Here is a 23,829-nt window from a genome sequence, read left to right on the forward strand (position 1 = left end):
CATGTCAGACGTCTCGGTTCTTCCCGGCTCTCTAGCCGTACGCAATCTGTTCGAAGACCTTCTCGGCCGGGAGGTGATCGTCAGCCCCGGCGACCCGATCGCCGCACCGGCGGTGCCGACCTCGACGGTCGCCATCTTCACCGACACCGCGCAGAAGATCTACGCCGTCATGGGCATGGAGCTCAGCCTCGCCGCCAACGCGGGTGCCGCTCTCGGCCTGCTGCCGGCCGGTGCCGCCGAGGACAGCATCGACGAGAAGCAGCTCTTCCCCAACCTGGCGGAGAACGTCGGCGAGCTCTGCAACATCTTCACCAGCCTGCTCAACAAGGAGGGTGCGCCGCACGTCAAGCTCTACCAGGTGATCTACCCGGGCACGGAGCTGCCCGGCGACGCGCGTGCCGTCCTCCTCGCCCTGGGCCGGCGGCTCGACCTCATGGTCGAGGTGAGCCGGTACGGAAAGGGCAAGCTCAGCCTTTCCCTGGCGCCCTGACCCGAGATGAGAACACCCTGACCCGAAGGCACAAAAATTGAAGATCTCCCGTTGCGGGCCCGCCGGATCGGCGGGCCCGCAAATTTGTGTCTAAGCAATCCGGGGGCCGGGCCGAAGCTTAGGTTGAGCTTGCTACGGGACAGGAGAAGTCAATGACCTCGCCGATTTCCGGATCCACCGGTGCCAGCGAAGCGGCCAAGGCGGCCGCGGCACAGTCCGGCGAAACCGCCCGGACCAGTAAGTCGCTCGGCGACAAGGACACGTTCCTCAAACTGCTGGTGGCCCAGCTCAAGTACCAGGACCCCTCCAAGCCGGCCGACTCCACCGCGTTCCTTGCGCAGACCGCGCAGTTCACGCAGGTCGAGAAGCTTGAAGACATGATCAACATGTTGCAGTCGCAGCGCATGATCAGCGCCAGTTCGCTGGTCGGGAAAACGGTCACGTACATGGACGCAACCGGGGCTCACCAGACCGGCGTGATCACTGCGGCGAAGCTCAACGGTGACAGCGAACCGACGCTCAAGGTCGGAAACACGGATGTGCAGCTGTCCAAGGTCATGGAAATCACCACGACCGCCAATCCGGTTTCTCCTCCTACCGCGAAGGACTCTTTCTAAATGCTGCGTTCCCTTTACTCCGGCATCAGCGGCCTCAACGCCCACCAGCGGATGATCGACGTCACGGGTAACAACATCGCGAACGTCAACACCACCGGTTACAAGTCCTCGCAGGTCCAGTTCAACGACACGCTGAGCCAGATGATGGGCGCCGCCGGTTCTCCGCAGGACGGTCAGGCCGGTACCAACCCGGCGCAGGTCGGTCTCGGTGTCCGGGTCGCCGGCATCACCGCGAACTTCAGCCAGGGCTCGGCGCAGACAACCGGCAAGTCCGGCGACATGATGATCCAGGGTGACGGCTTCTTCATCGCCCGCAGCGGCAACGAGCTGCTGTACACGCGGGCCGGCTCGTTCTTCTTCGACGCGAACGGCACGCTGACCAACAGCACCGGTGAGCCGATCCAGGGCTGGACCGCGGTGGACGGCGTGGTCGAGACAGGTGGCCAGCCGGGCGACATCAAGATGCCGCTCGGTGCGACCATCCCACCGGAGGCAACCACCACGATCACGCTGAAGGGCAACCTGACCAGCGACTATCCGGAGGACCCGCTGGCGACCACCGATGTCGTCAACCTTCCGGTCAAGGTGTACGACGATCTCGGTGCGACGCGTACGGTGACGGCGAGGTTCACCCGGACCATCGACCCGGCGCACGCGCTGCCGATGGACCCGACGTGGGACATCGAGCTCTACGAGGCCGACGGCACGCTGATCACCGGTGCCACCGGCGAGATCGACATGACGGGTGGCAAGCCGACCATCTCGAACACGCCGACCGCCAACCAGCTGGACAAGGACGGCAACCTGCTGGTCGGTACATACAAGATCAATATGGCTGACCTGACGATGTACTCGGGGCTCTCGGACGCCCGGGTCTTCAACGTCGACGGCCAGACAGCGGGGGCGCTCACCTCGCTCGCGTACACCGTGTCGGACACCGGTGAGATCATCGGCGTCTACAGCAACGGCTTGAAGCAAACGCTCGGCCAGGTCGCGATGGCCACCTTCAAGAACGTCAACGGCCTGGAGAAGGTCGGCAACTCGCTGTTCCGCAACACGGTCAACTCCGGGTACGCCCAGGTCGGCAAGCCCGGCAGTGCGGGCATGGGCCAGGTCATCTCCGGCGCGCTGGAGATGTCCAACGTCGACCTGGCGCAGGAGTTCACCAACCTGGTCGTGGCACAGCGCGGCTTCCAGGCGAACTCCCGGATCATCACGACCTCCGACGAGATCCTCCAGGAGCTCGTCAGCATGAAGCGCTGACACACGTAGAGCCGGCGGCGGCCGGGTCGGGCATTCGTGCCCGATCCGGCCGTTTTCGTAGGTGCTGACCATCGCACCCGGATCGCCACCGCACCGATCTCATCGGCAACCGGCCATCGACCGAAGAAGTAGGTGACGGGCCACGGACGGCCCCACCAGCCAAGACCCAAGGACGGAAGAGTCGTGATTCTCGTAACCCGCATCAACGGTGCCGTGTTCGCACTGAACCCGGATCTCGTCGAGCGTGTCGATTGCACTCCCGACACGGTCGTGACCCTGGTGGACGGCACCAAGTACGTCATCTCCGAGTCCGTGCCCGAATTCATCGACTCGGTGCGCCACTACCGCGCCTCGCTGATCGCCCAGGCGAGCCGCATGGAGCCCGAGCCCGTGGCCCACTCCTCGTCCTCTTCCGATGACGAGCTCGACGCCAAGGTGCTCCCGCTGCACCGGAAGGAACGCTGATGGACCTGTCAACCGTCATCGGTGTGGTCGCCGGCCTGGTGATCGTCTTCACCGTCCAGATCCTGGAGGGCGGCTCACCCGCCTCCATCATCCTGCTTCCCTCGATGCTCCTGGTCTTCGGCGGTGCTTTCAGCGCCGCCATGGCCGGCGGTGTCATGAAGGACGCCGGCGGGTTCGTCAACCAGCTCAAGAAGGCGTTCACCACCAAGGTGACCCCGCCGACCGAGCTGCTCGACAGCGTCGTGAAGCTGGCCGAGCGGGCGCGTCGCGAGGGCCTGCTGGCCCTGGAGGACGCGGTCAAGACGGTCGAGCACCCCTTCCTCAAGCGGGGTCTGCAGCTGGCGATCGACGGCACCGACCCCGACGAGCTGCACGACATCCTGCACGCCGAGGTCGCCGCGAAGAAGAAGGCCGACAAGGCCGGCAAGAAGTTCTTCGAGAACATGGGCGGCTACGCCCCGACGATCGGCATCATCGGCACGGTCATGGGTCTGGTCCACGTTCTGGAGAACCTGGACAAGCCCGAGACGCTCGGCCACTCGATCGCCGCCGCGTTCGTCGCGACCCTCTGGGGCGTGCTCAGCGCGAACATCATCTTCCTCCCGATGGCGGCTCGCCTCGACCGGCTCAGCGGCGTGGAGGCCGAGGAGATGGAGCTGGTGATCGACGGTGTCCTGGCCATCCAGGCCGGCTCGAACCCGCGTCTGGTCGCGCAGAAGCTGCGCAGCCTGCTGCCGCCGGACGAGATGAAGAAGGCTGAGGCCGCGGCTTCGACGAAGAAGGCGGCCTGATCAGATGAGTTCCGGCGGCGGGGGCGCCAAGCGTAAGCAGAAGCACGAGGAACACGAAGAGCACGTCAATCACGAGCGCTGGCTCGTGTCGTACGCGGACATGCTGACCCTGCTGTTCGTCCTCTTCGTGGTGCTGTTCTCGATGAGCGACATCAACAACAAGAAGTTCGCCCAGCTGGCGGCTGGTCTCTCGGCCGGCTTCGGCGCGTCGAGCGCGGCCTTCCAGGGGCACGAGGCGCCGCTCGACGGTGCGGCGAACAACGCGCAGGTGGTGCAGATCGACCCGGGCTCCAACCCCGGTGACGGCACCTCCGGCACGGAGGGCCTGAACCAGAAGCAGAAGGAGGCCGTCGAGCGGGCCATCCAGGCGGAGGACCGCAAGGAGGCCTCGGCGAACGCGGAGAAGGCGGCCGAGGAGGCCGAGGACCTCAAGGCCATCGAGCGGAAGATCGCCGACGCCCTGTCGGCGCAGAAGCTGCTCAACAGCGCGAAGTTCACCATCGACCAGCGCGGCCTGGTGGTCACCATCGTCACCAACGACGTGGTCTTCGCCGGCAACCGGGCGGACCTGCGCGAGGGTGGCCGGAAGATCCTCAACGCGATCGCGCCGACGCTGGCGACGCTGCCCAACAACATCGAGGTCGACGGGCACACCAACCAGCTCAAGGCCAAGACCACGTACTACCCGAGCGGCTGGGAACTGTCCGCGGCGCGGGCGTCGACCACGGTCCGGTTCCTCACCGACCACGACATCCCGAAGAAGCGGCTCAGCGCGGTGGGCTTCTCCGACACCAAGCCGCTGATCGACCCGAAGGACCCGCGCTCGATCACGATGAACCGCCGGGTGGACGTCGTCGTCCTGACCCAGCTGACGGCCGAGCAGGCGGCGCTGCTGCCGTCCGCGGCCGGCCCCGACGGCAAGCTGCACACCGGCCAGACCACCGCCGCCTACCAGGCGCAGGTCGCCGCCGAGACGGCCACCAAGTCCACGACCAGCACCACCACCACGCACGACTGAACTGAGGGGAGTTCCGATGGCGGACGAGAAGGACGCGGCGGCTGAAGCGCCGAAGAAGTCGAACAAGATGATGATGATCGTTATCGCCCTGGTACTGGTCGTGCTGGGCGGTGGTGGTGCCGGAGCGTTCTTCATGCTGAAGGGCGACAAGGCGGAGGCCAAGGAGGAGCCCAAGAAGGGCACCGTCGTGGCGATCGAGAACACCCTGACGGTCAACCTCGCCGACGGGCACTACCTGAAGTTCGGGTTCGCCCTGCAGATGACCGAGGACGCCGGCGAGGAGGAGGTCGACACCAGCGAGGCGCTGAACCTCGCGATCGAGACCTACACCGGTGTCTCCGTGGAGGAGCTCTCGACCGAGGAGGGCCGCAACGCCATCAAGGCCGAGCTGCTCCACAAGATCGAGAAGGCGTACGAGGAGGAGGAGAAGCAGATGGTCATGGACCTCTACTACACCTCCTTTGTCACGCAGTAGCCGGCGTGCCGGGCGGGTCGCTTCCGAGCGACCCGCCCATCGCCATAAAAAAGCCGAAAGATAGGACAAAAACGGCGCGACGCCTCAGCGGCTTGATAACTGAGCCGATGAGGACGACGTGACCACCGCTTCGCGTTCCCCCGGCAGGATGTCACGTCGCGGCCATGGCGGGGGCCCGGCGCCGTACGACTTCCGCCGCCCCATCAAGCTCTCCCGCGAGCACGTCCGCACCCTGCAGATCGCTTTCGAGACGTACGCGCGCAGCTGCGGCACCCTGCTGACCACCCGCCTCCGTGCCGTCAGCAACGTCTCGCTGATCTCCATCGAGCAGCTCAACTACGACGAGTACGTCGCCTCGCTCGCCAACCCCACGATCATCGGCGTGGTGGTCCTCGACCCGCTGCCCGGCACGGTGCTCATAGAGATAGCCCAGTCCGCCGTGATGACCGCGATCGACCACATGCTCGGTGGCCCCGGCGGCAGTCAGCCGGAGCGGCCCCTGACCGAGGTAGAGATGCCGCTGCTGCGCGGCCTGCTGGAGCGGATGCTGGGCGAGCTGCGGTACGGCTTCGAGACCCTGGTCGACATCTCCCCGAAGCTCAAGGAGATCGAGTACAACGCGCAGTTCCTGCGTGCGCACGCGCCCGGCGACGCGGTCGTGGTGGCCTCCTTCGAGACCAAGATCGGTGCCGAGGAGTGCATCGCGACCATCTGCCTGCCGTTCAACACGATCCTCCCGGTGCTCTCCAAGCAGGAGACGATCGTGCTCAGCGCGGCCGAGCGGCAGGTACGCGACCGGGCCCTGCGCAACCTCACCGCCGGACTTTCCGCGGCTCCGATCGACGTAGCAGTGCGATTCCACCCCATTCGGATGCGTACCGATGACATCGTGGATCTACGTCCGGGTGACGTCGTGCCGCTGGGGCATCCGACGAGCCGGCCGCTCGAGGTGACCGTCAACGACATCGTCTTCGGCCATGCCGTTCCCGGTAACCAGGGCGCCCGTCTCGCCTGTCTCGTCGTGCCGTCGCCCAACGAGAACTCGTCCAAGGAGTCTGGCCGCTCATGACCGCCCCCACCATCACCGCGCCGCAGCTGGCGCTCGCCCGGAACGCCGCCGAAGCGGCGCTGGCTGTCCTTCCCACCAGCCGGGCGCTGGTAGCCGGCGACCCGGTGTCACCCGACGCGGGGACGGTGATCGAAGGCCAGGCGGTCACGGCGCGGTTCACCGGCGCGGCGTCCGGCGAGGTCCTCGTGGTGGTCGGCCAGGACCTGGCGGACGCGCTGCGGGAGAGCCCGCTCGGCGAACTGGACCTGACCGCGGCGGTACGCCCGGCACTCGAAGCGGCCGCCCGGGTCTTCGGGCCGGTGGTCCTGGATCCGGGTCAGCTGATGGAGCCGGAGGTCGCGCTCAGCGCCATCGCCACCAAGGACGGTGCGGTGGCCGTGCCGCTGCGCGACGACGAGGGCATGCACGCGGTGGTCGCCCTGGCGCTCAGTCAGTGGCCGGGCGACGAGCCGTCCGCCGATCTGACGCCGCAGCCTGCCCGGGCTCCGGCCTCCGCCGGTGGCGCGCGCGGTGGCCTGGACATGCTCCACGACGTGGAGATGGAGGTCTCCGCCGAGCTGGGACGGACCCGGATGAGCGTACGGGAGCTGCTCTCCCTGACGCCCGGAGCGATCGTCGAGCTGGACCGTGCCGCGGGCAGCCCCGCCGACCTGCTGGTCAACGGCCGGTTGATCGCCCGCGGCGAGGTGGTGGTGGTCGACGAGAACTTCGGCATCCGGATCACCGAGATCGTCGCGCCCGGCGCCGAGTAGGAGAAGACGTCTTGATCGGGCTGGTCGTGCAGGTCGCCTTCTCGCTGTTGGTGGTCCTGTTCCTGATGTGGGGCCTGGCCCGCGCGCTGCGACGGCCGTTCGGCGGCCGGGGGAGCGGTCCGCTCTCGGTGCTCAGCCGCCAGCAACTGGCCCGCGGCTCGTCGGTGGCGGTGGTCCGGGTGGCCGATCGCGCGCTGGTCCTCGGGATCACCGACCAGAACGTCAGCCTGCTAGCCGAGGCCGACCTCGACGCGTTCGAGGAGGAACAGGTGGAGCACCGCGACGCGCTGACGGTCGACGCGGTGACCATGCCGGGCTGGCATCCGGTGGGCGTCGGCGGCCGGCTGGACCGGTCACTGCTGTCGCCGCGCACCTGGACCTCGACGATCGACTTCCTGCGGGACCGGACGACGAGGCGATGATGCGACGCGCGATCCTGCTGCTGATGGCGGCTGCCGGTCTTGCTCTGGCGGTGCTGCCGGCCGCTGCCGCCGCGATGCCGGAGACTCCGGTGGCGGCGGTGCAGGATCAGCCGCGTGCTCTACCCGTACCCCCGAAGTTTGAATTGGCGCCGCAAGCGCCGCAGCTGCCGCAAGCCCCCGCGACGCCGTCGCCACCGAGCATCAACCTCAACATCAACGGTACGAATCCCGACGGCAGCCGCCCGGCCGCCTCCCTGGTGATCGTTCTCGGTCTGACGCTGCTGTCGGTGGCCCCCGCGCTGCTGCTGCTCTGCACCTGTTTCACCAAGGTCTTCATGGTGCTCGGCATCACCCGCAACGCGCTCGGCCTGACCAGCATGCCGCCCAACCAGGTGCTCGCCGGCCTCGCGTTGTTCCTGAGCCTGTTCATCATGGGACCGACGGTTTCGGCCATCAACGACCAGGGCGTTCAGCCCTATCTGGCCGGCGACAAGACGCAGTCGCAGGCGTTCCGCGACGGGGTGCAACCGCTGCGCGAGTTCATGTACGAGGTGACCCGCGACGACGAGCTGGCCCTGATGATCAAGGTGTCCGGCGAGGAGCGCCCGCCCAACATCGAGTCGGTCCCGCTGACCACTCTGGTACCCGCGTTCATCCTGTCCGAGCTGCGGGCGGCGTTCATCATCGGCTTCGTCATCTTCATCCCGTTCCTCATCATCGACCTCGTGGTGTCCGCGTCCCTGATGTCGCTCGGCATGATGATGCTGCCGCCGGTGACCGTGGCGCTGCCGTTCAAACTGTTGCTGTTCGTGCTGGTCAACGGGTGGAGTCTGATCATCACGGCATTGGTGGGCTCGTACTGAGACGATGAACTTCGACCTGCCCACCGCGCAGTTCCTGGCGATCCTGCTGGGGGCGGTGCGGACGGGCGCGTGGATGATGGTCTGCCCGCCGTTCAGCTCGCGGCTCATCCCGGGGCCGGTGAAAGCGCTGCTCTCGGTCGGTTTCACCCTGCCGATGGCGCCGTACCTGCAGAGCACCGTGCCCTCGCTGGAGACCGGTGACCTGATCGCGAGCGCGGCGCTGCAGGTCTTCATCGGTGCCGGGCTGGGCTTTCTCACCGCACTGCTGTTCGCCGCACTGCAGGCCGCCGGTGACCTGCTCGACCTTTTCGGCGGCTTCACGCTCGCCATGGCGTACGACCCGTTGTCGACGAGCACCAGCTCGATCTTCGGCCGGTTCTACAACCTGCTGGCGATCACCCTGCTGTTCGTCAGCGACGGCCACCAGATGATCCTGCGAGGATTTCTGCAGAGCTTCCGTACCCTGCCCCTGGACACCACGTTCTCGATGGAGACGTTCAGCCGGCTGCTGGTCCGTGGCATCGGTGAGATGTTCCTGGCCGCGATCCAGATCGCCGGGCCGCTGATCGCCGTCCTCTTCCTCGCCGACGTCGCGCTCGGCCTGCTCAACCGGGTGGCGCCGGCGCTCAACGCGTTCCAGCTCGGCTTCCCGGTGAAGATCTTCCTGGTGGTCACGCTCTCCGGCATCGCCATCGCGATGCTCCCGGCGGTGCTGGACACACTGGTCGACAAGGCGGTCACCGCGGTGGTGCGGCTCAGCGGCGGCTGAGCCGTGCCGAACCGGGGTGTAAGGGGGAGGTGAGATGGCCGAGAAGACCGAGGAACCGACACAACAAAAGCTCAAGAAGGCCAAGCAGGAGGGCCAGATCGGGCGCAGCCAGGACCTCGGTGCCTGGGTCGGCATGCTGGCTGCCAGCATCATGTTGCCGCGTACGCTCAGCCAGGCCATGGACCACGCCCGCGAGCTGATGGCCAAGGTGCCCGACACCATCGTCAATCCGGATCCCGGCAAGACTCTCGGCCTGCTCAAGGACGGACTCCTCAGCGCCGCCTGGGCGGTGTTGCCGCTGGCGCTGACCATGATGGCGGTCGGCATCGTCGCGGCCGGCGCGCAGGGCGGCATCCGGATCGCCACCAAGCTGTTCATCCCCAAGTTCAACCGGCTGAACCCGTTCACCGGCATCAAGCGCATGCTCGGGCCGCAGGCGCTGTGGGAGGGCTTCAAGGCGCTGGTCAAGACGATCGTGCTGGGCCTGGTCCTCTACTTCACGATGAAGGACATCGTGCCGGTGCTGATGACGGCCGGCCAGCTGCCGCTCACGGCGCTGCTCGGCACCGTCAAGGACGCGTCGATCCAGCTGATCCGGGCGGCCGCCGTGGCCGGCATCGTGATGGCCGCCGCCGACTACTTCGTGGTCCGCCGCCGCACCAAGAAGCAGCTGCGGATGACCAAGGAGGAGGTCAAGCAGGAGAACAAGAACACCGAGGGCGACCCGTTGATCAAGGCCCAGATCCGGGCCCGGCAGATCGCCATGTCGCGCAACCGGCAGATGGCCGACGTGCCGACCGCGGACGTCGTGGTGGTCAACCCGGTGCACGTCGCGGTGGCGTTGCGGTACGAGCCGGAGAAGGGCGCGCCGCGGGTGGTGGCCAAGGGCAAGGGGCCGGTGGCGGCGAAGATCCGCCAGCTGGCGAGCGAGAACCGGGTGCCGGTGGTGCAGGATGTGCCGTTGGCGCGGGCGCTGAACTCCGGTTGCGAGGTCGGACAGGAGATTCCGGCCGAGTTCTTCGGCGCGGTGGCGAAGGTGCTGGCGTTCGTCATGAGTCTGAAGGCGCGTGGTGCGGCGGCTGGGTTCCACCGCAACCCCAACCAGACCCCAGCAATGGCATAACCGAAATTTCAGGAGATTTCCTCACATCGCGGTGCAAGAGCAGGGAAGATCGGTGCGTGGCGGTGCCACAGCGGCCTCAGTGACGGCCCGGTTGGTCATCGGACTGCCCATGCTCGGAAGGTGCCGTGAAGAAATACCAGCTCAGCAGGTTCGCCGTACCCGTCGGGGTGATCGGCATCATCATCATGATGGTCGTCCCGTTGCCGACCTTCCTGTTGGACCTGCTGATCGCCGTCAACATCACCGCGGCCCTGCTCATCCTGATGGTCGCGATGTTCGTGCAGCGGCCGCTCGACTTCGCCGTCTTCCCCGCGCTGCTGCTGGTCATGACGCTGTTCCGGCTCGCTCTCAACATCAGCGCCACCCGGCTGGTGCTCCGCGACGGTGACGCCGGCAAGGTGATCCACGCGTTCGGCAGCTTCGTCGTCGGTGGCAACCTGGTCATCGGCCTGGTGATCTTCTCGATCCTGGTGATCGTCCAGATGATCGTCGTGACCAAGGGCGCCGAGCGGGTCGCCGAGGTCGGTGCCCGCTTCACCCTCGACGCGATGCCCGGCAAGCAGATGGCGATCGACGCCGACCTGAACGCCGGTCTGATCGACGAGGCCGAGGCGAAGAAGCGCCGGGCTGACATCTCCGCCGAGGCCGACTTCTACGGCGCCATGGACGGTGGGTCCAAGTTCGTCAAGGGCGACGCGATCGCGGCCATCATCATCACGCTGATCAACCTGATCGGCGGGTTCGCGGTCGGCATCCTGCAGCACGGCATGGCGCCGGTCGACGCGATGAACCAGTACAGCCTGCTGAGCATCGGCGACGGCCTGGTCTCGCAGGTGCCGGCCCTGCTGCTCTCGGTGGCGACCGGTCTCATCGTGACCCGCTCGGCCACCTCCGGCGACATGGGCCAGAGCGTCACCACCCAGCTCAGCCAGAACAAGCTGGCGCTGCGCATCGGCGGCGGTGCGGCCCTGGCCCTCTGCGTCATCCCGGGGCTGCCGAAGATCCCTTTCCTGCTGGTCGGCGTGGCCGTGCTGGTCATCGCCCAGCGGGTGAAGGAGCCGGTGCCCGAGGCCGCCGCGGAGGCAGCCGCCGAGGCGGTCGAGATGCCGGCGCCGGACTCGCCCGAATCGCTGCTCGGCGAGATGCGCATCGACCCGCTGGAGCTGGCCCTCGCGCCGGACCTGGTGGACCTCGTCGACGCGAGCAGCGGCGACCTGCTCGACCGCGTACGCGCCCTGCGCCGCAAGATGGCCATGGAGCTCGGCGTCATCATGCCGCCGGTGCGTACCCGGGACGACCTGGACCTGCCGCTCTCCTCGTACGCCATCCGCATCTCCGGCGTCGACGCCGGAGCCGGGCAGGCGCCGCCGGGCACCGTCCTGGCGATCGGCGAGGGGCTCCAGGCACTGCCCGGCCGGGCAGGCGTCGAGCCGGTCTTCGGGCTCGCCGGCAAGTGGGTCCCGGCCGAACTGCACTATCAGGCCGAGCTCTCCGGCGCGACGGTGGTGGACCGCGCCTCGGTGATCATCACGCACCTGGCGGAGATCGTCCGCACCAACGCCAGCCGCCTGCTCGGCCGCGAGGACGTCCGGGCGCTGACCGAGATGGTCAAGCGCACCCATCCGGTCGTCGTCGAGGAGCTCACCCCGGCCCTGCTCAGCCTGGGCCAGGTGCAGAAAGTCCTGCAGTCGCTGCTGGACGAGGGCGTACCGGTCCGCGACCTGGTCCGGATCTTCGAGGCGCTCTCGCTGCGGGCGAAGCTCGCGGTGGACCACGACGGCCTGGTGGAGGCGGCCCGCGGCGCACTGGGCCCGGCCATCGCCGCCCAGTACGCCACGGCCGGGCGGCTCACCGTGATCACCCTCGACCCGATGCTCGAGCAGGGTCTGCTCGAGTCGTTGCGGCCCAGCGACACCGGCGCCTTCATGGCGATCGACGGCATGCGTGCCGAGGCGATCGTCAGCGAGGCCAGCCGGCTCGCCGAGGCTGCCGAGCAGCAGGGCCTCAACCCGGTCCTGGCCTGCTCCCCACAACTGCGGCTGCCGCTGATGCGGCTTCTGCGGGCCGGCTCCCGCCGGGTGCAGGTGCTGTCGTACAGCGAAATCTCTGGTTCCACCGCACAGATCGAGACGATAGGGGTGGTGAACGGTGCCTACGCGGGTGCTGCTTGAGGGACCGGCCATCGAGCCGCTTCTGGCTCAGGTACGTGACGAATACGGCTCGAGCGTGCGGATTATTTCCGCCGACAAGGTACGAAGCGGTGGTATCGGGGGCTTCTTCGCGAAGCAGCACTACGAGCTCTCCGTCGAGGTACCGGACTCAACCGAGGAGAGTGATGACACCATGGCGCAACAAACCGTGTCCAAGAACGGCACACACAGCTTCGAGCGCCTGCTGGAGCAGGCGGAGTCGCAGGACCGGGTGAACACCGAGAGTCCACCACCACCGGCCGCCGACCGGCGCGCCCGGCAGGAGAGCCGAGACGCCGGCATGGGCGACACCGGTGCCGCCTTCGCCGAGCTGATGGCCGGCCTCGACGTCGCCACCCACCTGGGCGAGGGCCCGCAACACCACCGGCCGGCCGGGCGGACCCGTCCGCCCGCCGAGGACCGCGAGGAGACGCCGACCGTGCGCCCGTTCCGGCCCGCCGCGGCGACCGGATCCGCGGTCAACGCGGGCCAGCGTCCGCTGCCCGCGGCGCTGCCCACCGCGCCCAGCTTCCCGCGGCGGGCGGCACAGGCTCCGGCACCTTCACCGGAGCCGGAGGAGCGGCTGGAGCCGCCGACGCCGCTCCGTCCCACCGGGTCACCCACGGCACGCCACGCGCCTGCCGTACACCCGGCGCCGCTTCGGCCGTCCGAGCCCGCGCCGGCCCCGCCGAGGACGCCGACTGCGTTCAGCCCCGCACCGGCCCGCTCCGCAGCCGAGGTCTACGGGCTCGAGGAGTCGGCTCCGATCTCACCGCCCGCCCCGATCGCCATGGCACCGGCCCGTGCCCTGCCCTCCGCTGACGGCGACCTCGACCCGGTGCAGCGCAACCTCATCTCGGTCGGCATGCCCGAGCCGATGGCCCGCAAGATCACTGGCGGGGACACGTACGCCGGGGTCCTGAGCGTGCTCGCCGCCCGCCCGGCCGCACCCGGCATCCCGGACGGCCCCGGCGAGATCCTGGTGCTGGCCGGCGAGGTGCACACGGCCGTGCCGATCGCCAAGCAGCTGCTGGAGCAGATCCACGTGGATCAGACGCACCTGCTGCTGGCCGCGCCGTCCACGGCCGGCACCGGCCTGCACTCCTCACGGCTCATCTCCAGCCGGGGCGCGGCCGAGTCGCGTGCCGAGAAGCTGCAGAGCTCGGAGCACCCGTGGATCGTGGTGATCGACGCGCCGGTCGGCGGCACCGACCCGTTCTGGGTCAACGACATGTCCGACGCGCTCGGCGCCACCGCGCTCTGGGCCGTCGTCGACGCCACTCGCAAGACCGCGGACACCGCCCGTCACCTGCGCAATCTCGGTGAGGTGGAGTCGCTCGTGGTGCACAGCGTGGAGCTCACCGCCGACCCGGCCTCGGTGCTCGGTCTGGACGTACCGATCTTCTCGCTGGACGGCAGACCGGCCACCCCGCACGCCTGGGCCGCGATGCTCTGCGCCCGGATCGCCGCCGAGGTGATGCCGTCCGCTGCCACACCCCGCCGGGCCACCCGCGCCGCCCGCCGATGATCCGGCCGTCGGTCCTGCTGTTCGCGCTCCTGATGAGCGCGCCGGCCTGGTACCGGCTGCTGCTCAACGAGGTCGACATCGTCCAGGTGCTGATCCGGTTCCTGATCGCGGTGCCGATCGCCGCCGTGCTGCTGGCCGGACTGCGCTTCATCATCGGCGGCTATCGCCCCGCCGAGGTGACAGCCACCCCGGTGACGCCCCAGCCGTTCGACGCGTCGGAGCCCGACAAGCCCGCCTGACCACGTCGGCGCCGGCCCGCACTGTGCGGACCGGCGCCGATGTGTCGTATGCGCTGTCTGTCAGGCGGTGGTGTCCAGCCGGCCGGTCGGTACCGCCCGGCGCGTGGCGGTCGGCGCCGGCTCGGTCGGGAGTTCGGTCCCGCCGGTCCGTGCCCCGTCCCGCCGTCCCAGCGCGCCCGCCTCGGCGAACTGCTGCCGAGCCTGCTGCTGGGCGTTCCCCTGCCGCAGGTCGAGCGTGCAGTTGCCGAAGCCCGAGTCGGTCAGCTCGCGGCGAAGATCGTCGAGCGACGACCGCAGCGCCTCGGTGCCCGCGTCGGTACCGCCGGTGAGCAGCACGTTGATGTCACCGTTGCGAATCTCCGCCACCACCTGCACCGGGCCGAGGTCGACCGGGTGCAGCTGCACGGTGAGCCGGTGGATGCCGTCGGCGTCCAGCCTCAGCGGCGCGATGCGCATGGCGACCTGGGCGGCCGGCGTCGTGGGCACGGTCGGTGCAGGCGGCGGGGACGCCTGCGTGTCGGTGGTCGCGCTCGCCGGCGCGGCTCCCTGCACGCCGGACACACCCATCGCGGCGGGCGTCGTGGGTGCGGCGGCCTCGGCCGGCCTCATGGCAGAAAAAGCTTCAGGGGTACGGGCAAACTCGCTCCCACCACGGGATGACCCGTCCTGGGCACCTCCGCCGCCGGTGTTCGTATTCGTGGTGCCCGCTTCGCCGGAAATGCCGGGCGTGGCGTCGGGCGTCCCGGTGCCCTCGGCATCCGGGGCGGCGTTCGCCTCGGTGGCGCCGGTGGCCGTCTCGCCGGCGGCTCCCGCGGTCGCGAAGGCTGCCGCGTCCGCGCCGGTGGGCGATGCGGTGGTGTCGGCGGCCCGGGCCTGGCCGGTCGTCGCGCTCGGCGACGGCGCGGCGGGTCCGCCCGGTGCTCCGGTCGCGGTGCCGGCTCCGGTCAGCGAACCGGGCATGACGTTCGGGCCGGTCGCACCGGGAGCACCGGCTGTCCCAGCGGCACCGGCTGCTCCGGCACCACCGGATACACCCGCCGCCGCGGCTGGGTTGCCGGCGTTGTCGGACGCGCCTGCCGCAGCGGGGCCGGTCGACACACCTGTCGCAGCCGCACTGCCGGCCGCGCCGGCCGCACCTGCTCCGCCGGTCGCGTCCGCACCGCTTGCCGCATCGGCGCCGCCTGTGGTGCCGGCGTCCACGGGTCCCGCGGCCGCTGGGGTGCCGCCGGTCGAGTTCATCGCGGCCGGGTTCGTGCTGCCCGAGGTGAGAGCGGTGGTCTGCGTGCCATCGGCCGTGGTCGCGCCGGTGGTCGTGCCGCTCGCCTGCGTGCCCGGCTGAGCGAGGCCCGTCTGGGCCGGGTTCACGCCGGTGCCGGGCGCGGTCATGCTCAGCGCCGACACGGCGCCACCCTCGCCACCGGTCGCGGCCGCCTCGGTGTCGGGCGTGGCCTGGACCTGAGCGGTCTGCGCCGCGGCAGCCGCCGTCGCCGCGGCGGTAGCCGTGACGCTGGCCTCCGCGGCGGCCTGGTCGGTCTTCGGCTGCTTCTCGGCAGCCTCGGTCTTGCCCTTGCTCTCCGTCGCCGGCTTCCCGTCGGCCCGCGCGGCCTCTCGCTTGTCGGCGACCCGCTCGGCAGCCCGCGCCCCGGCCGCCTTGTCGGCACGCCGGTCGGCGGCACTGCGGTGCTCGGCCCCACGCTCGGTGGCCGCCCGGTCAGCATCCCGGCCCGCACCCGCCCGATCCGCGTTCCGCGCGGCCCGGTCAGCGTTCCGGCCGGCATCCGCCCGGTTCGCGGCGGCCCGCTCTGCGGCGTTCCGGTTCGCGTCCGCCCGATTTGCGGCGGCCCGGTCGGCAGCGTTTCGGCTTGCGTCCGCCCGGTTCGCGACAGCTCGGTCGGCAGCGTTTCGCGTCACTTCGGCCCGGTTTGCGGCGGCCCGGTCGGCAGCGTTTCGCGTCGCTTCGGCCCGGTTTGCCGCAGCTCGGTCGGTGGCGGCACGCTGGTCCGAGCCGCGCTCCGCAGCCCGCTCCGCAGCCCGCTCGGCCGTTGCCCGGTCCAACCCGGCGCGGCTCATCACCGTCCGGTCCGCGGCGGCCCGCCCCAGGACAGCCCGGTCAGCCGAGCCCGGCCCGGCCCGCTCTCCGCCCTTGCGGCCACCCTCACCACCCGGCCGGTCCAGCTCGGCCGAGAGCGCCGACCCGAAGTCCGGTGCGCCCTCCTCGCGGCGCCCGGCCGGGCGCCGCGTGTTGTCGTGCGTGGGCCGGCGGTCGGGACCAGAAACAGAACTCGGCGTGGTCATGCGGTCTCCCTGTTCCTCGTTCGGGCTCGGAAAGAGTGCCTCAGCCGCCGAGAGCGGCCAGGGCCTTCTGCACCTTCGGGACGTACGCCTGTGTCTCGGTGAACGGCGGGATGCCGTCGTACTTGTGCACCGCTCCGCCGCCCGCGTTGTAGGCGGCCAGCGCCAGCGGCACCGACTTGAACTCCTTGAGGTGCTGGGCGAGCAGCTTCGCCGCACCGTTCACGGCCTGCGCCGGGTCGAACGCGTCCGCGACGCCGAGACCACGTGCTGTACCCGGCATGAGCTGCATCAACCCCTGCGCGCCGGCCTTGCTGACCGCCTTCGGGTTGTACCCGGACTCGACCTTCGCGACGGCCGCGAGCAGCTTCGGCGACACGTCGTAGCGCTCGCCGGCCTTCACGAACAGGTCCGCGTACGGCACGCCGTTCAGCCCGCCCGTCGACCGCAGCCCGGCCGGGCGCAGCGACGACATGTCCTGCAGCACGGCCGGCGAGGTGTTCTCCAGGACCCGGCGGATCGCGGTCGGCTTCTCGTACACGTTCTGGATCTTGACGTGGTCGCCGGGCTTGGGCGCCGCGATCATCCGGTTGTCGCCGAGGTAGATGCCGACGTGGTCGACCGGCGAGTTGAACGCCAGGATGTCGCCCGGCTTCGCCTCGGCCAGACTCGACACCGGCCGTCCGGCGCGGGCCTGCTGCCACGAGTTGCGCGGCAGTTCGACACCGAGATCCTGGTACGCCCGCTGGATCAGGGCCGAGCAGTCCAGCCCCTTGTCCGGGTCGGTGCCGCCGAAGACGTACGGCGTACCGAGGTACTTCTTGGCCGCCGCCACGACGTCGTCACCGCTGGGACCGGTGACCCCCGAGCCCGGTGAACCGGACCGCGTGGCGTCCGCGAGTGCCGAGGCGAACTTCCCGCCCGAGCCGGCCACGGCCTGCGCGGCCGGCGCCGGGTTCAGGCCCAGCTGGTCCTGCAGCTCCGCGACACGGGACAGAACCCCGCTGACACCCAGCGTCATGCTTCACTCCGGTTCGGGTCGGCGACATTTCCAGCGGCCTGGCGGGCCTTCGCGGTGACGGCCAGTTCGTCGATGCCGGCCTGGTCGACGCGCAGGTCGTGTGCGCGGACGGTGGCGGCGTGCCGTTCGGACATCATCTCCACCGCGCGCCGGCGCTTGGCCGCGTCGGTGAGAGCGGCCATCTTCTCCCGCTCCACCTCCTCGGCGTCGGTGACCATGCGCTGTGCCCCGAACAGACCGGCGGCCAGCGACTGCCGCGCCACCAGGGCCGCCACCATCGCGCGAGCCGTTCCCTCGGAGGGCGCCTCGCTGCCGACGAGCTCCATTTGCCGGCGTTTGACCAGCGCTTGCGCTTCTCGAATCTCGGCCCGCGACTGGATGACGGCGCCGCGAGCGGCATCCTCCTGCGCCTTGCGAGCGCGAAGCACGGGTCCGAGCCGGAACAGACGGTTCAACGTTGGCCTCCCTAGCCTTCACATCACCGCTTCGGCCCGGCCGTCTCCCCGCTGAGTCCCTGCACCCGCCTTGCACCCACAACCTTCCGTGTGGGTTTCGGCCCCGCTCCGCACCCCAACTCAACACACGAGGGGGTTTGGTCAGATGGTGGCGATCAGGGCTCGCAGGTTGGTCCAGGCGTCGTCGGCGGTCACGCGCTCGTCGAGGTCCTGGCGGAGGAAGGCGCTGATCTGGGCCCAGGCGGCGTTGGCGCGGTCGGCGTCCGGGTTGGTGCCGGGGACGTACGCGCCGATCTCGACGAGCTCGCGGACCTCGCGGTGCGCGGCCATCAGGCGCCGGAGATCGACGGCGTCGGCACGCTGCTGCGGGGTGGTGATCTTGTTGGCCACGCGGGAGATGGAGTCGAGTGCCTGGACGCTCGGGAAGTGGCCGGCGGTGGCCAGCTTGCGGTCGAGCACGATGTGACCGTCCAGGATGGAGCGGGCGGCGTCGGCGATGGGCTCGTTGTGGTCGTCGCCCTCGACCAGGACGGTGTAGAGGCCGGTGATGCTGCCGCGTGCGCCGGGACCGGCGCGTTCCAGCAGCGAGGCGAGCATGGCGAAGACCGAGGGCGGATAGCCGCGGGTGGCGGGCGGCTCGCCGACCGAGAGGCCGACCTCACGCTGCGCCATGGCCGCACGCGTCACGCTGTCCATCATCAGCAACACGTCGGCGCCCTCGTCGCGGTAGTACTCGGCGATGCGGGTGGCGACCGCGCCGGCCCGGAGCCGGACCAGCGGCGGCGTGTCGGAGGTGGCGATGACCACGACCGAGCGGGCCAGGCCCTCCTCGCCGAGGTCGTGCTCGATGAACTCACGAACCTCGCGGCCGCGCTCACCGACCAGGGCGACCACGTTCAGCTCGGCCGAGGTGCCCCGGGTGATCATGCTCATCAGCGTGGACTTGCCGACACCCGAGCCGGCGAAGATGCCGATGCGCTGGCCACGGCCGCACGGTACGAGCGTGTCGAGTACGCGTACCCCCAGCGACATCGGCTGGTCGACCAACTGCCGTTCCATCGCCGAGGGCGGTGCCGCCTCGATGCTCACCAGCTCGCCGCGCAGGGGTGGCCCGCCGTCCATCGGGCGGCCCAGGCCGTCCAGGATGCGGCCGCGCAGGTCCGGGCCGACCGGGATGCGCAGCGGGCCGCCGGTGCTGACCGCCCGCGTGCCGGCGCCGATCCCGGTGATCGGGCCCAGCGGCAGGCAGGAGAGCCGTTCCCCGTCCAGCGCCGCGACCTCGGCGAGCACCGCGCCCGGGCCGTCGCCGACGCGCAGCAGGTCGCCGACATGCGCCTCCAGGCCGCTGATCGTGATGCGCAGCCCGACCGCGCCCGTCACCCGCCCGCTCACCAGCGGCCGGGCCGCGGCGATCGCGCTCTGCAGGCGATGCTGGAAGACGTCTGTCATGGAAACCTCCACGCTCTACAGGCGCAGCGCCTCCCGGGCCCGGCTCATCGCGGTCTCGATCGTCGCGTCGACGGTCGCGGTGCCGGTCTCGGCGACCGCGTCGCCGGGGCGCAGGCTCGGGTCGGCACGCAGGCTGATCCGGCGGCCCTGGTATTCGAAGTCGTCAGCTGAGGAGTCGGCGGAGCCGGGGGCGTCGCCGATCAGCACCTCGTAGTCCTCCGGGTGCAGGCTCACGGTGACGCCGCCGTGCTCGGGTGCCGCGCTCATCGCCCGGCGCAGGGCGTCCGCGCCCCGCTCCGGGTCGTCGCGCAGGGTACGCCCCACGATCGCCTCGGCCAGCTCGAACGCACTGGCCAGCACGACCTCCTGCAGTTCGGTGAACGTCGGCATCAGCTGGTTCTCGAGCTCGGTGACGGCGCGGCCGAGCGCGTTCACCGCCTGGGCCAGCGCCGCCGCGCGCTTGTGCTCGTACGCCTCCTCGGCCGCATGCGCGCGAGCCGCGGCAGCCTCGGCGGCTGTCGCGGCGTCGCGTTTGCCCTGCGCCCACCCCTCGGCGTACCCGGTGGTGCGGGCCTGCTGTTTCGCCTTCTCGGTGGCCTCGTTGTCCACCGGCTCCGGATGGCGCAGGTCGACGGCGAACCGTGCGGCGGCGGCGTTGTCCGCCACCGCCCCGCGGATCACCGGTCGATCAGGCGATGAGCTCATCGGCCTCGCCGCCGCGCTGGATCTCGATCTGGCCGGAGTCCTCGAGCGTGCGGATGACACCGACGATCTTGGCCTGGGACTCCTCGACCATCTTGACCTTGACCGGTCCGAGGAGGTCCATCTCCTCGAGCAGGTTCTCCCGGCCGCGCTCGGAGAGGTTCTTGGTGACCTTGTCCCGTACGCCCTCCGGCACGCCCTTGAGAGCGGTGGCCAGGTCGGCCGGCTCCACCTGGCGCAGGATGAGCTGAACCGCCCGGTCCTCCAGGTTGACGATGTCCTCGAACATGAACATCCGGCGCCGGATCTCCTCGGCCAGCTCGGGGCTGCGGGCGTCGAGGGCCTCCAGGATGAGCCGCTCGGTGGTGCGGTCGGCGCGGTTGATGATGTCGACCAGCGGCTGCAGACCGCCGACCGTGGAGAGCTCGTCCGGCTGCAGCACGCTGGAGAGCTTGCGCTGCAGCGCGCTCTCCACCTGCCGGATGATGTCCGGCGAGGTGCGGTCCATGATCGCGATGCGGTGCGCGACCTCGGTCTGGACCTCCAGCGGCAGGCCGGCCAGGATCGAGGAGGCCAGCGCCGAGGGGATGTGTGCCAGGACCAGGGCGATCGTCTGCGGGTGCTCGTACTGGACGTACGAGAGCAGCTGGCGGGGGTCGGCGTGGCTGAGGAAGTTGAACGGGATGTCGTTCATCGACGCCTCGAGCCGGTCCAGGATCAGCGCCGCCCGCTCCTTGCCGAGCGACGCCTCCAGCAACTCCCGGGCGTAGTCCATGCCGCCCGACCCGGCGTACCGGGTGGTCGCCATGGCGTAGAACTCGTCCATCACGTCGTCGACCTGGATCGGATCGAGCTTGCCCAGCCGAGCCACCTCGGCGGACAACATCTCGACCTCTTTCTCGGTCATGTTGGCCAGCACCTGCGCGGATTGTTCCTTGCCGAACTGGACCAGCATTATCGCGGCTTTGCGTACGCCCGTCATCGACAGCGTGGTGAGCGCAGGTGTGGTCAACGGATGCTCCTCGTGTGGGGGTTGCGTACGTCAGTGCGTGGCGTCGGCAGACATCCAGCTGCGGATCAGGGCCGCGGTCTCCTCCGGCTTGTCCCGGACCAGCTCCTCGATCTCCTTGTGCCGTTCCTCGCGCGCCTCGTCGTTGCGGGTCTGCGCCTCCGGGCTCTCCAGCATGTTCATCGGCATGCCGACGCCGGCGGCCGTCATGTCCAGCTCGGCCTGGCGCTGCGCCTCGAGCGCGGCCTGCATCTCCTCCAGGTGCCGGCGCTCCTCCTCGGTGAGCTGCTGGCGCTTCTTGGCCCGCTTGTTGGCCCGCCAGGCCAGGAAGATCAGCGCGAGCACCACGAAGAGCAGGGCACCCGTCTTGATCAGCGTCATCTGCTTGGCCTGGGTCTCGGCCGCGGCAGCCGCGGCGAGCTCGTCCTTGGCCGCCTGCGCCGCACTGGTGTCGAACGGCATGGACGCGACCGCGATGGTGTCGCCCCGGGTGGCGTCGATGCCGGCCGCCGCGCCGATCAGCTGCTGCACCTGGTTGGCGTCCACCCCACCGGCGACGGTGCTGTTCAGCAGGACCGAGACGTTGAGGCGGTTGATGCCGCCCGGCGCGTTCCGGCGTACCTCCTGAACCTCGTTGAGCTGGCGGTTGCGCACCTCGTTCTTGCTCGCGTACTGGCCGGTGCCGTTGCCGCTGGGCACCTGGATGTTGTCCGGGCCGAGCACACCGCCGTTGCCGGTGCCGCTGCCCGTGTAGGTCTCGGTGTTGACGCTCTCCGACTGTGCCGGCACGGCCGGGTCGGCGCTGTAGGTCTTGCTGCGCGTCTCGGTCTGGTCGAAGTCCAGGTCGGCGTTGGTGGTGACCACCGCGTTGCCCTTGCCGACCAGGTTGTCCAGCATCCGCTGCAGCGAGGAGTTCAAGCGGTTCTGGAACGCCGCGGTCTGCTGCTCGGAGGTGTTGCTGCCGCCGGTCGCGACCGCGTTGCCGCCGCCGGTCGAGAGCATCCGTCCCTCCGAGTCGGCGACGGTGACCTGGGTCGGGTCGAGCCCTTCAACACTCGACGCGACCAGGTGCACGATCGACTGGACCTGCGGCTCCTCGAGCGGGTTGCTCGCCTTCGACGCGACCAGCACCGACGCGGTCGGCTTGGACTGGTCGTCGGTGAAGACGTCCTCCTGCGGCATGACCAGGTGGACGGTGGCCGCCTCGACGCCGTCGATCGACTTGATCGTCTTGGCGAGCTCGCCCTCCAGCGCGCGCTGGTAGTTCGCGTGCTGCATGAAGTCGCTGGTGGTGATGCCCTGCTGGTCGAGCAGCGAGTAACCGGTGCCCTCGTCGTTGGGCAGACCCTCGCCGGAGAGCTGGAGCCGCAGGTTGTTCACCTGGTCCCGCGGCACCAGGATGGTCTGCCCGTCGTTGGCCAGCTCGTACGACGTACCCGACTTCTGCAGCGACTCGACGATCGCGCTCGCGTCCTTCGTCGAGAGGTTGTTGAACAGGATCTGGTAGGAGGGCTTCGCCGCCCATGTGGCGAAGAAGTAGCCACCGACGAGGATGGCTACGACGGCGAAGATCGTGACAGCCTTCTGTCCCGGTGTGAAGGACCTGAAGGTGTCCGTGACGCGGCGTACCGGAGCGGGAAGGCGGTCGGTCATATCAGGCCTGCATCCTCATGATCTCTTGGAAGGCCTCGACGGCCTTGTTGCGGATCGCCATGGTCAGCTGCAGCCCGAGCTGTGCCTCGGTGGCAGCCATCGTGTACTGGGCCGGGTCCTTGAGCGTGCCGTCGGCGACCTGTACTGCCAGGTCACTGGCCTTGGACTGGGAGGCCTGGACGTTCTGGATGCCCTTGGCGAGCATTCCGGCGAAGTCGGCGTTGGGGCCCTGCGGCGCGGTGACGGCGCCGGTGCTCTCCGCGGCGTCCGCGAACCAGTTGGTCCCGCCGATGCCCGCGATGCCGGAGAAGCCGCCGATGGGGCTGATGGGTGCGGTCAAATCGATCACTTCCCGAGGTTGATCGCGGCGGTGTACGAGTCACGGGCCCGGTCGACCACGGCAAGGTTCGCCTGGTAGGAACGCTGGGCCATCATCATCTGGGCCATCTGGCTGCCCATGTCGATGTCCGGGCGGCGTACGTAGCCCTCGGCGTCGGCGAGCGGGTTGTCCGGCTCGTAGGCCAGGATCCCCTCGGCGCTGCCGAACTGGACGCCGGCGACCTCGGCACCGTTGCCGTCCTGCGCCTCGCGGGCCTGGACGTAACGGGCCTGGAACGCGTTCTCCGAGGTACGGGTCGCGGTGTTGATGTTGGCGATGTTGTCGGACACCGCGTCCAGCCACTTGCGGTAGACGGTGACGCCGGTTCCGGCCACCCCGATCGCGTTGAAGATGCTCATCAGGCCCCCTTGATGGCTTCGCGCAGCGAGTTGTACTTGCCGTCCAGCGCCCGGATCGTCAGCTGGTAGCGCATCGTGGTGTCGATGTGCTGCAGCGTCTCGTTGTCGAGGTTGACGTTGCTGCCGTTGAGGCGGGTCGGCTCAAGCGAGGTCAGCACGCTCGGGGTCACCCCGGCCGGCGAGCGGCCTTGGGCGACAGCGCTGGTCAGCGCCTCCTCGAACTTGACCTTACGCGCCCGGTAGCCGGGGGTTTCGATGTTCGCGATGTTGTTGGCGATGGCGGTCTGCCGGGCGGCCAGCCCAGCGACAGCGACGCGCAGTGCAGACGACGAGCGGTCGTCGAACAAGGTTGCTCCCCTAGTCGATCCGTCATGTCGCCGATCCTTGGCTTCTTTCCTCTGAGCAATCCGTGCTCGTACCCTGCAGTTCGGCGTGCG

At 69.5% G+C, this 23,829-nt stretch carries 26 protein-coding genes; 16 read left to right on the plus strand and 10 right to left on the minus strand.

Features of this window, described 5'->3' with window-relative positions; all coding sequences use genetic code 11:
* Window position 1: 1 nt before the first annotated feature.
* From AB0M02_RS00995 to AB0M02_RS01070, 16 genes are all read left to right on the plus strand, one after another.
* Window positions 2–490, plus strand: a complete 489-nt coding sequence (locus AB0M02_RS00995) for a hypothetical protein (RefSeq protein ID WP_364219437.1) — start codon at window positions 2–4, stop codon at window positions 488–490.
* A gap of 152 nt (window positions 491–642) precedes the next feature.
* Window positions 643–1,107, plus strand: coding sequence for a flagellar hook capping FlgD N-terminal domain-containing protein (locus tag AB0M02_RS01000; protein WP_364219440.1), 465 nt, complete (start codon window positions 643–645; stop codon window positions 1,105–1,107).
* Entirely contained in the window at window positions 1,108–2,370 is a 1,263-nt protein-coding gene (locus AB0M02_RS01005) for a flagellar hook protein FlgE (RefSeq protein ID WP_364219443.1), read from the plus strand. It begins immediately after the preceding gene.
* A gap of 183 nt (window positions 2,371–2,553) precedes the next feature.
* The gene (locus AB0M02_RS01010) at window positions 2,554–2,835 is read left to right on the plus strand and encodes a flagellar FlbD family protein (protein ID WP_364219446.1); all 282 of its coding nucleotides are present in this window, start codon (window positions 2,554–2,556) and stop codon (window positions 2,833–2,835) included.
* Window positions 2,835–3,626, plus strand: coding sequence for a flagellar motor protein (locus tag AB0M02_RS01015; RefSeq protein ID WP_364219449.1), 792 nt, complete (start codon window positions 2,835–2,837; stop codon window positions 3,624–3,626). Before AB0M02_RS01010 ends, AB0M02_RS01015 begins: the two co-directional genes overlap by 1 nt.
* A 4-nt stretch (window positions 3,627–3,630) precedes the next feature.
* Window positions 3,631–4,644 (plus strand): flagellar motor protein MotB, encoded by a 1,014-nt coding sequence (locus AB0M02_RS01020; RefSeq protein WP_364219452.1) that lies wholly within the window; start codon window positions 3,631–3,633, stop codon window positions 4,642–4,644.
* Between the two features lie 16 nt (window positions 4,645–4,660).
* A complete protein-coding gene (locus tag AB0M02_RS01025) occupies window positions 4,661–5,119 on the plus strand; it encodes a flagellar basal body-associated FliL family protein (RefSeq protein ID WP_364219455.1) in 459 nt (152 codons plus the stop codon).
* Window positions 5,120–5,237: 118 nt separating this feature from the next.
* Window positions 5,238–6,188, plus strand: coding sequence for a flagellar motor switch protein FliM (locus AB0M02_RS01030; protein WP_364219458.1), 951 nt, complete (start codon window positions 5,238–5,240; stop codon window positions 6,186–6,188).
* Entirely contained in the window at window positions 6,185–6,940 is a 756-nt protein-coding gene (gene fliN / locus AB0M02_RS01035; protein ID WP_364219461.1) for a flagellar motor switch protein FliN, read from the plus strand. The genes AB0M02_RS01030 and fliN overlap by 4 nt, the downstream gene beginning before the upstream one ends.
* An 11-nt stretch (window positions 6,941–6,951) precedes the next feature.
* A complete protein-coding gene (gene fliO, locus AB0M02_RS01040; RefSeq protein ID WP_364219464.1) occupies window positions 6,952–7,362 on the plus strand; it encodes a flagellar biosynthetic protein FliO in 411 nt (136 codons plus the stop codon).
* Window positions 7,362–8,225 carry a flagellar type III secretion system pore protein FliP gene (gene fliP / locus AB0M02_RS01045; RefSeq protein ID WP_364219467.1) on the plus strand — a complete coding sequence of 288 codons (864 nt, stop codon included), beginning with the start codon at window positions 7,362–7,364 and terminating at the stop codon, window positions 8,223–8,225. Before fliO ends, fliP begins: the two co-directional genes overlap by 1 nt.
* A gap of 4 nt (window positions 8,226–8,229) precedes the next feature.
* A complete protein-coding gene (locus AB0M02_RS01050) occupies window positions 8,230–8,994 on the plus strand; it encodes a flagellar biosynthetic protein FliR (RefSeq protein WP_364219470.1) in 765 nt (254 codons plus the stop codon).
* A gap of 34 nt (window positions 8,995–9,028) precedes the next feature.
* Window positions 9,029–10,117, plus strand: coding sequence for an EscU/YscU/HrcU family type III secretion system export apparatus switch protein (locus tag AB0M02_RS01055; protein WP_364219473.1), 1,089 nt, complete (start codon window positions 9,029–9,031; stop codon window positions 10,115–10,117).
* Window positions 10,118–10,242: 125 nt separating this feature from the next.
* Entirely contained in the window at window positions 10,243–12,288 is a 2,046-nt protein-coding gene (gene flhA / locus AB0M02_RS01060) for a flagellar biosynthesis protein FlhA (RefSeq protein WP_364219476.1), read from the plus strand.
* Entirely contained in the window at window positions 12,266–13,834 is a 1,569-nt protein-coding gene (locus AB0M02_RS01065; protein ID WP_364219479.1) for a hypothetical protein, read from the plus strand. The genes flhA and AB0M02_RS01065 overlap by 23 nt, the downstream gene beginning before the upstream one ends.
* Entirely contained in the window at window positions 13,831–14,073 is a 243-nt protein-coding gene (locus AB0M02_RS01070) for a hypothetical protein (RefSeq protein WP_364219482.1), read from the plus strand. The genes AB0M02_RS01065 and AB0M02_RS01070 overlap by 4 nt, the downstream gene beginning before the upstream one ends.
* Before the next feature lie 60 nt (window positions 14,074–14,133).
* On the opposite strand, the gene AB0M02_RS01075 is transcribed toward AB0M02_RS01070, so the two are convergent.
* The 10 genes from AB0M02_RS01075 to AB0M02_RS01120 all read right to left on the minus strand — a co-directional run bounded on the left by AB0M02_RS01075 (window position 14,134) and on the right by AB0M02_RS01120 (window position 23,739).
* A complete protein-coding gene (locus AB0M02_RS01075; protein ID WP_364219485.1) occupies window positions 14,134–16,368 on the minus strand; it encodes a flagellar hook-length control protein FliK in 2,235 nt (744 codons plus the stop codon).
* Between the two features lie 40 nt (window positions 16,369–16,408).
* Window positions 16,409–17,386 (minus strand): transglycosylase SLT domain-containing protein, encoded by a 978-nt coding sequence (locus AB0M02_RS01080; protein WP_364219488.1) that lies wholly within the window; start codon window positions 17,384–17,386, stop codon window positions 16,409–16,411.
* Window positions 17,383–17,841, minus strand: coding sequence for a cell envelope biogenesis protein TolA (locus AB0M02_RS01085; RefSeq protein ID WP_364219491.1), 459 nt, complete (start codon window positions 17,839–17,841; stop codon window positions 17,383–17,385). The genes AB0M02_RS01080 and AB0M02_RS01085 overlap by 4 nt, the downstream gene beginning before the upstream one ends.
* Before the next feature lie 141 nt (window positions 17,842–17,982).
* On the minus strand, window positions 17,983–19,290 hold the full coding sequence (locus AB0M02_RS01090; RefSeq protein ID WP_364219493.1) for a FliI/YscN family ATPase: 1,308 nt from the start codon (window positions 19,288–19,290) through the stop codon (window positions 17,983–17,985).
* A gap of 15 nt (window positions 19,291–19,305) precedes the next feature.
* Window positions 19,306–19,971 carry a FliH/SctL family protein gene (locus AB0M02_RS01095; RefSeq protein WP_364219496.1) on the minus strand — a complete coding sequence of 222 codons (666 nt, stop codon included), beginning with the start codon at window positions 19,969–19,971 and terminating at the stop codon, window positions 19,306–19,308.
* Window positions 19,972–19,978: 7 nt separating this feature from the next.
* Window positions 19,979–21,004, minus strand: a complete 1,026-nt coding sequence (gene fliG / locus AB0M02_RS01100; protein ID WP_364219499.1) for a flagellar motor switch protein FliG — start codon at window positions 21,002–21,004, stop codon at window positions 19,979–19,981.
* A gap of 30 nt (window positions 21,005–21,034) precedes the next feature.
* A complete protein-coding gene (gene fliF / locus AB0M02_RS01105) occupies window positions 21,035–22,654 on the minus strand; it encodes a flagellar basal-body MS-ring/collar protein FliF (RefSeq protein WP_364219502.1) in 1,620 nt (539 codons plus the stop codon).
* 1 nt (window position 22,655) lies between these two features.
* Entirely contained in the window at window positions 22,656–23,003 is a 348-nt protein-coding gene (fliE, locus tag AB0M02_RS01110; protein WP_364219505.1) for a flagellar hook-basal body complex protein FliE, read from the minus strand.
* Window positions 23,000–23,392 carry a flagellar basal body rod C-terminal domain-containing protein gene (locus tag AB0M02_RS01115; RefSeq protein ID WP_364219508.1) on the minus strand — a complete coding sequence of 131 codons (393 nt, stop codon included), beginning with the start codon at window positions 23,390–23,392 and terminating at the stop codon, window positions 23,000–23,002. Before AB0M02_RS01115 ends, fliE begins: the two co-directional genes overlap by 4 nt.
* On the minus strand, window positions 23,392–23,739 hold the full coding sequence (locus AB0M02_RS01120; RefSeq protein WP_364219511.1) for a flagellar basal body protein: 348 nt from the start codon (window positions 23,737–23,739) through the stop codon (window positions 23,392–23,394). The genes AB0M02_RS01115 and AB0M02_RS01120 overlap by 1 nt, the downstream gene beginning before the upstream one ends.
* Between the last annotated feature and the right edge of the window lie 90 nt (window positions 23,740–23,829).

The sequence above is a fragment of the Actinoplanes sp. NPDC051861 genome (genome assembly GCF_040681145.1).
GTDB lineage: Bacteria > Actinomycetota > Actinomycetes > Mycobacteriales > Micromonosporaceae > Actinoplanes.

Coding starts and splice junctions, on each gene's coding strand:
- AB0M02_RS00995 (WP_364219437.1), top strand. CDS start 2: ATGTCAGACGTCTCGGTTCTTCCCGGCTCTCTAGCCGTACGCAATCTG.
- AB0M02_RS01000 (WP_364219440.1), top strand. CDS start 643: ATGACCTCGCCGATTTCCGGATCCACCGGTGCCAGCGAAGCGGCCAAG.
- AB0M02_RS01005 (WP_364219443.1), top strand. CDS start 1,108: ATGCTGCGTTCCCTTTACTCCGGCATCAGCGGCCTCAACGCCCACCAG.
- AB0M02_RS01015 (WP_364219449.1), top strand. CDS start 2,835: ATGGACCTGTCAACCGTCATCGGTGTGGTCGCCGGCCTGGTGATCGTC.
- AB0M02_RS01020 (WP_364219452.1), top strand. CDS start 3,631: ATGAGTTCCGGCGGCGGGGGCGCCAAGCGTAAGCAGAAGCACGAGGAA.
- AB0M02_RS01025 (WP_364219455.1), top strand. CDS start 4,661: ATGGCGGACGAGAAGGACGCGGCGGCTGAAGCGCCGAAGAAGTCGAAC.
- fliN (WP_364219461.1), top strand. CDS start 6,185: ATGACCGCCCCCACCATCACCGCGCCGCAGCTGGCGCTCGCCCGGAAC.
- fliP (WP_364219467.1), top strand. CDS start 7,362: ATGCGACGCGCGATCCTGCTGCTGATGGCGGCTGCCGGTCTTGCTCTG.
- AB0M02_RS01050 (WP_364219470.1), top strand. CDS start 8,230: ATGAACTTCGACCTGCCCACCGCGCAGTTCCTGGCGATCCTGCTGGGG.
- AB0M02_RS01055 (WP_364219473.1), top strand. CDS start 9,029: ATGGCCGAGAAGACCGAGGAACCGACACAACAAAAGCTCAAGAAGGCC.
- AB0M02_RS01070 (WP_364219482.1), top strand. CDS start 13,831: ATGATCCGGCCGTCGGTCCTGCTGTTCGCGCTCCTGATGAGCGCGCCG.
- AB0M02_RS01075 (WP_364219485.1), bottom strand. CDS start 16,368: ATGACCACGCCGAGTTCTGTTTCTGGTCCCGACCGCCGGCCCACGCAC.
- AB0M02_RS01080 (WP_364219488.1), bottom strand. CDS start 17,386: ATGACGCTGGGTGTCAGCGGGGTTCTGTCCCGTGTCGCGGAGCTGCAG.
- AB0M02_RS01090 (WP_364219493.1), bottom strand. CDS start 19,290: ATGACAGACGTCTTCCAGCATCGCCTGCAGAGCGCGATCGCCGCGGCC.
- fliF (WP_364219502.1), bottom strand. CDS start 22,654: ATGACCGACCGCCTTCCCGCTCCGGTACGCCGCGTCACGGACACCTTC.
- AB0M02_RS01115 (WP_364219508.1), bottom strand. CDS start 23,392: ATGAGCATCTTCAACGCGATCGGGGTGGCCGGAACCGGCGTCACCGTC.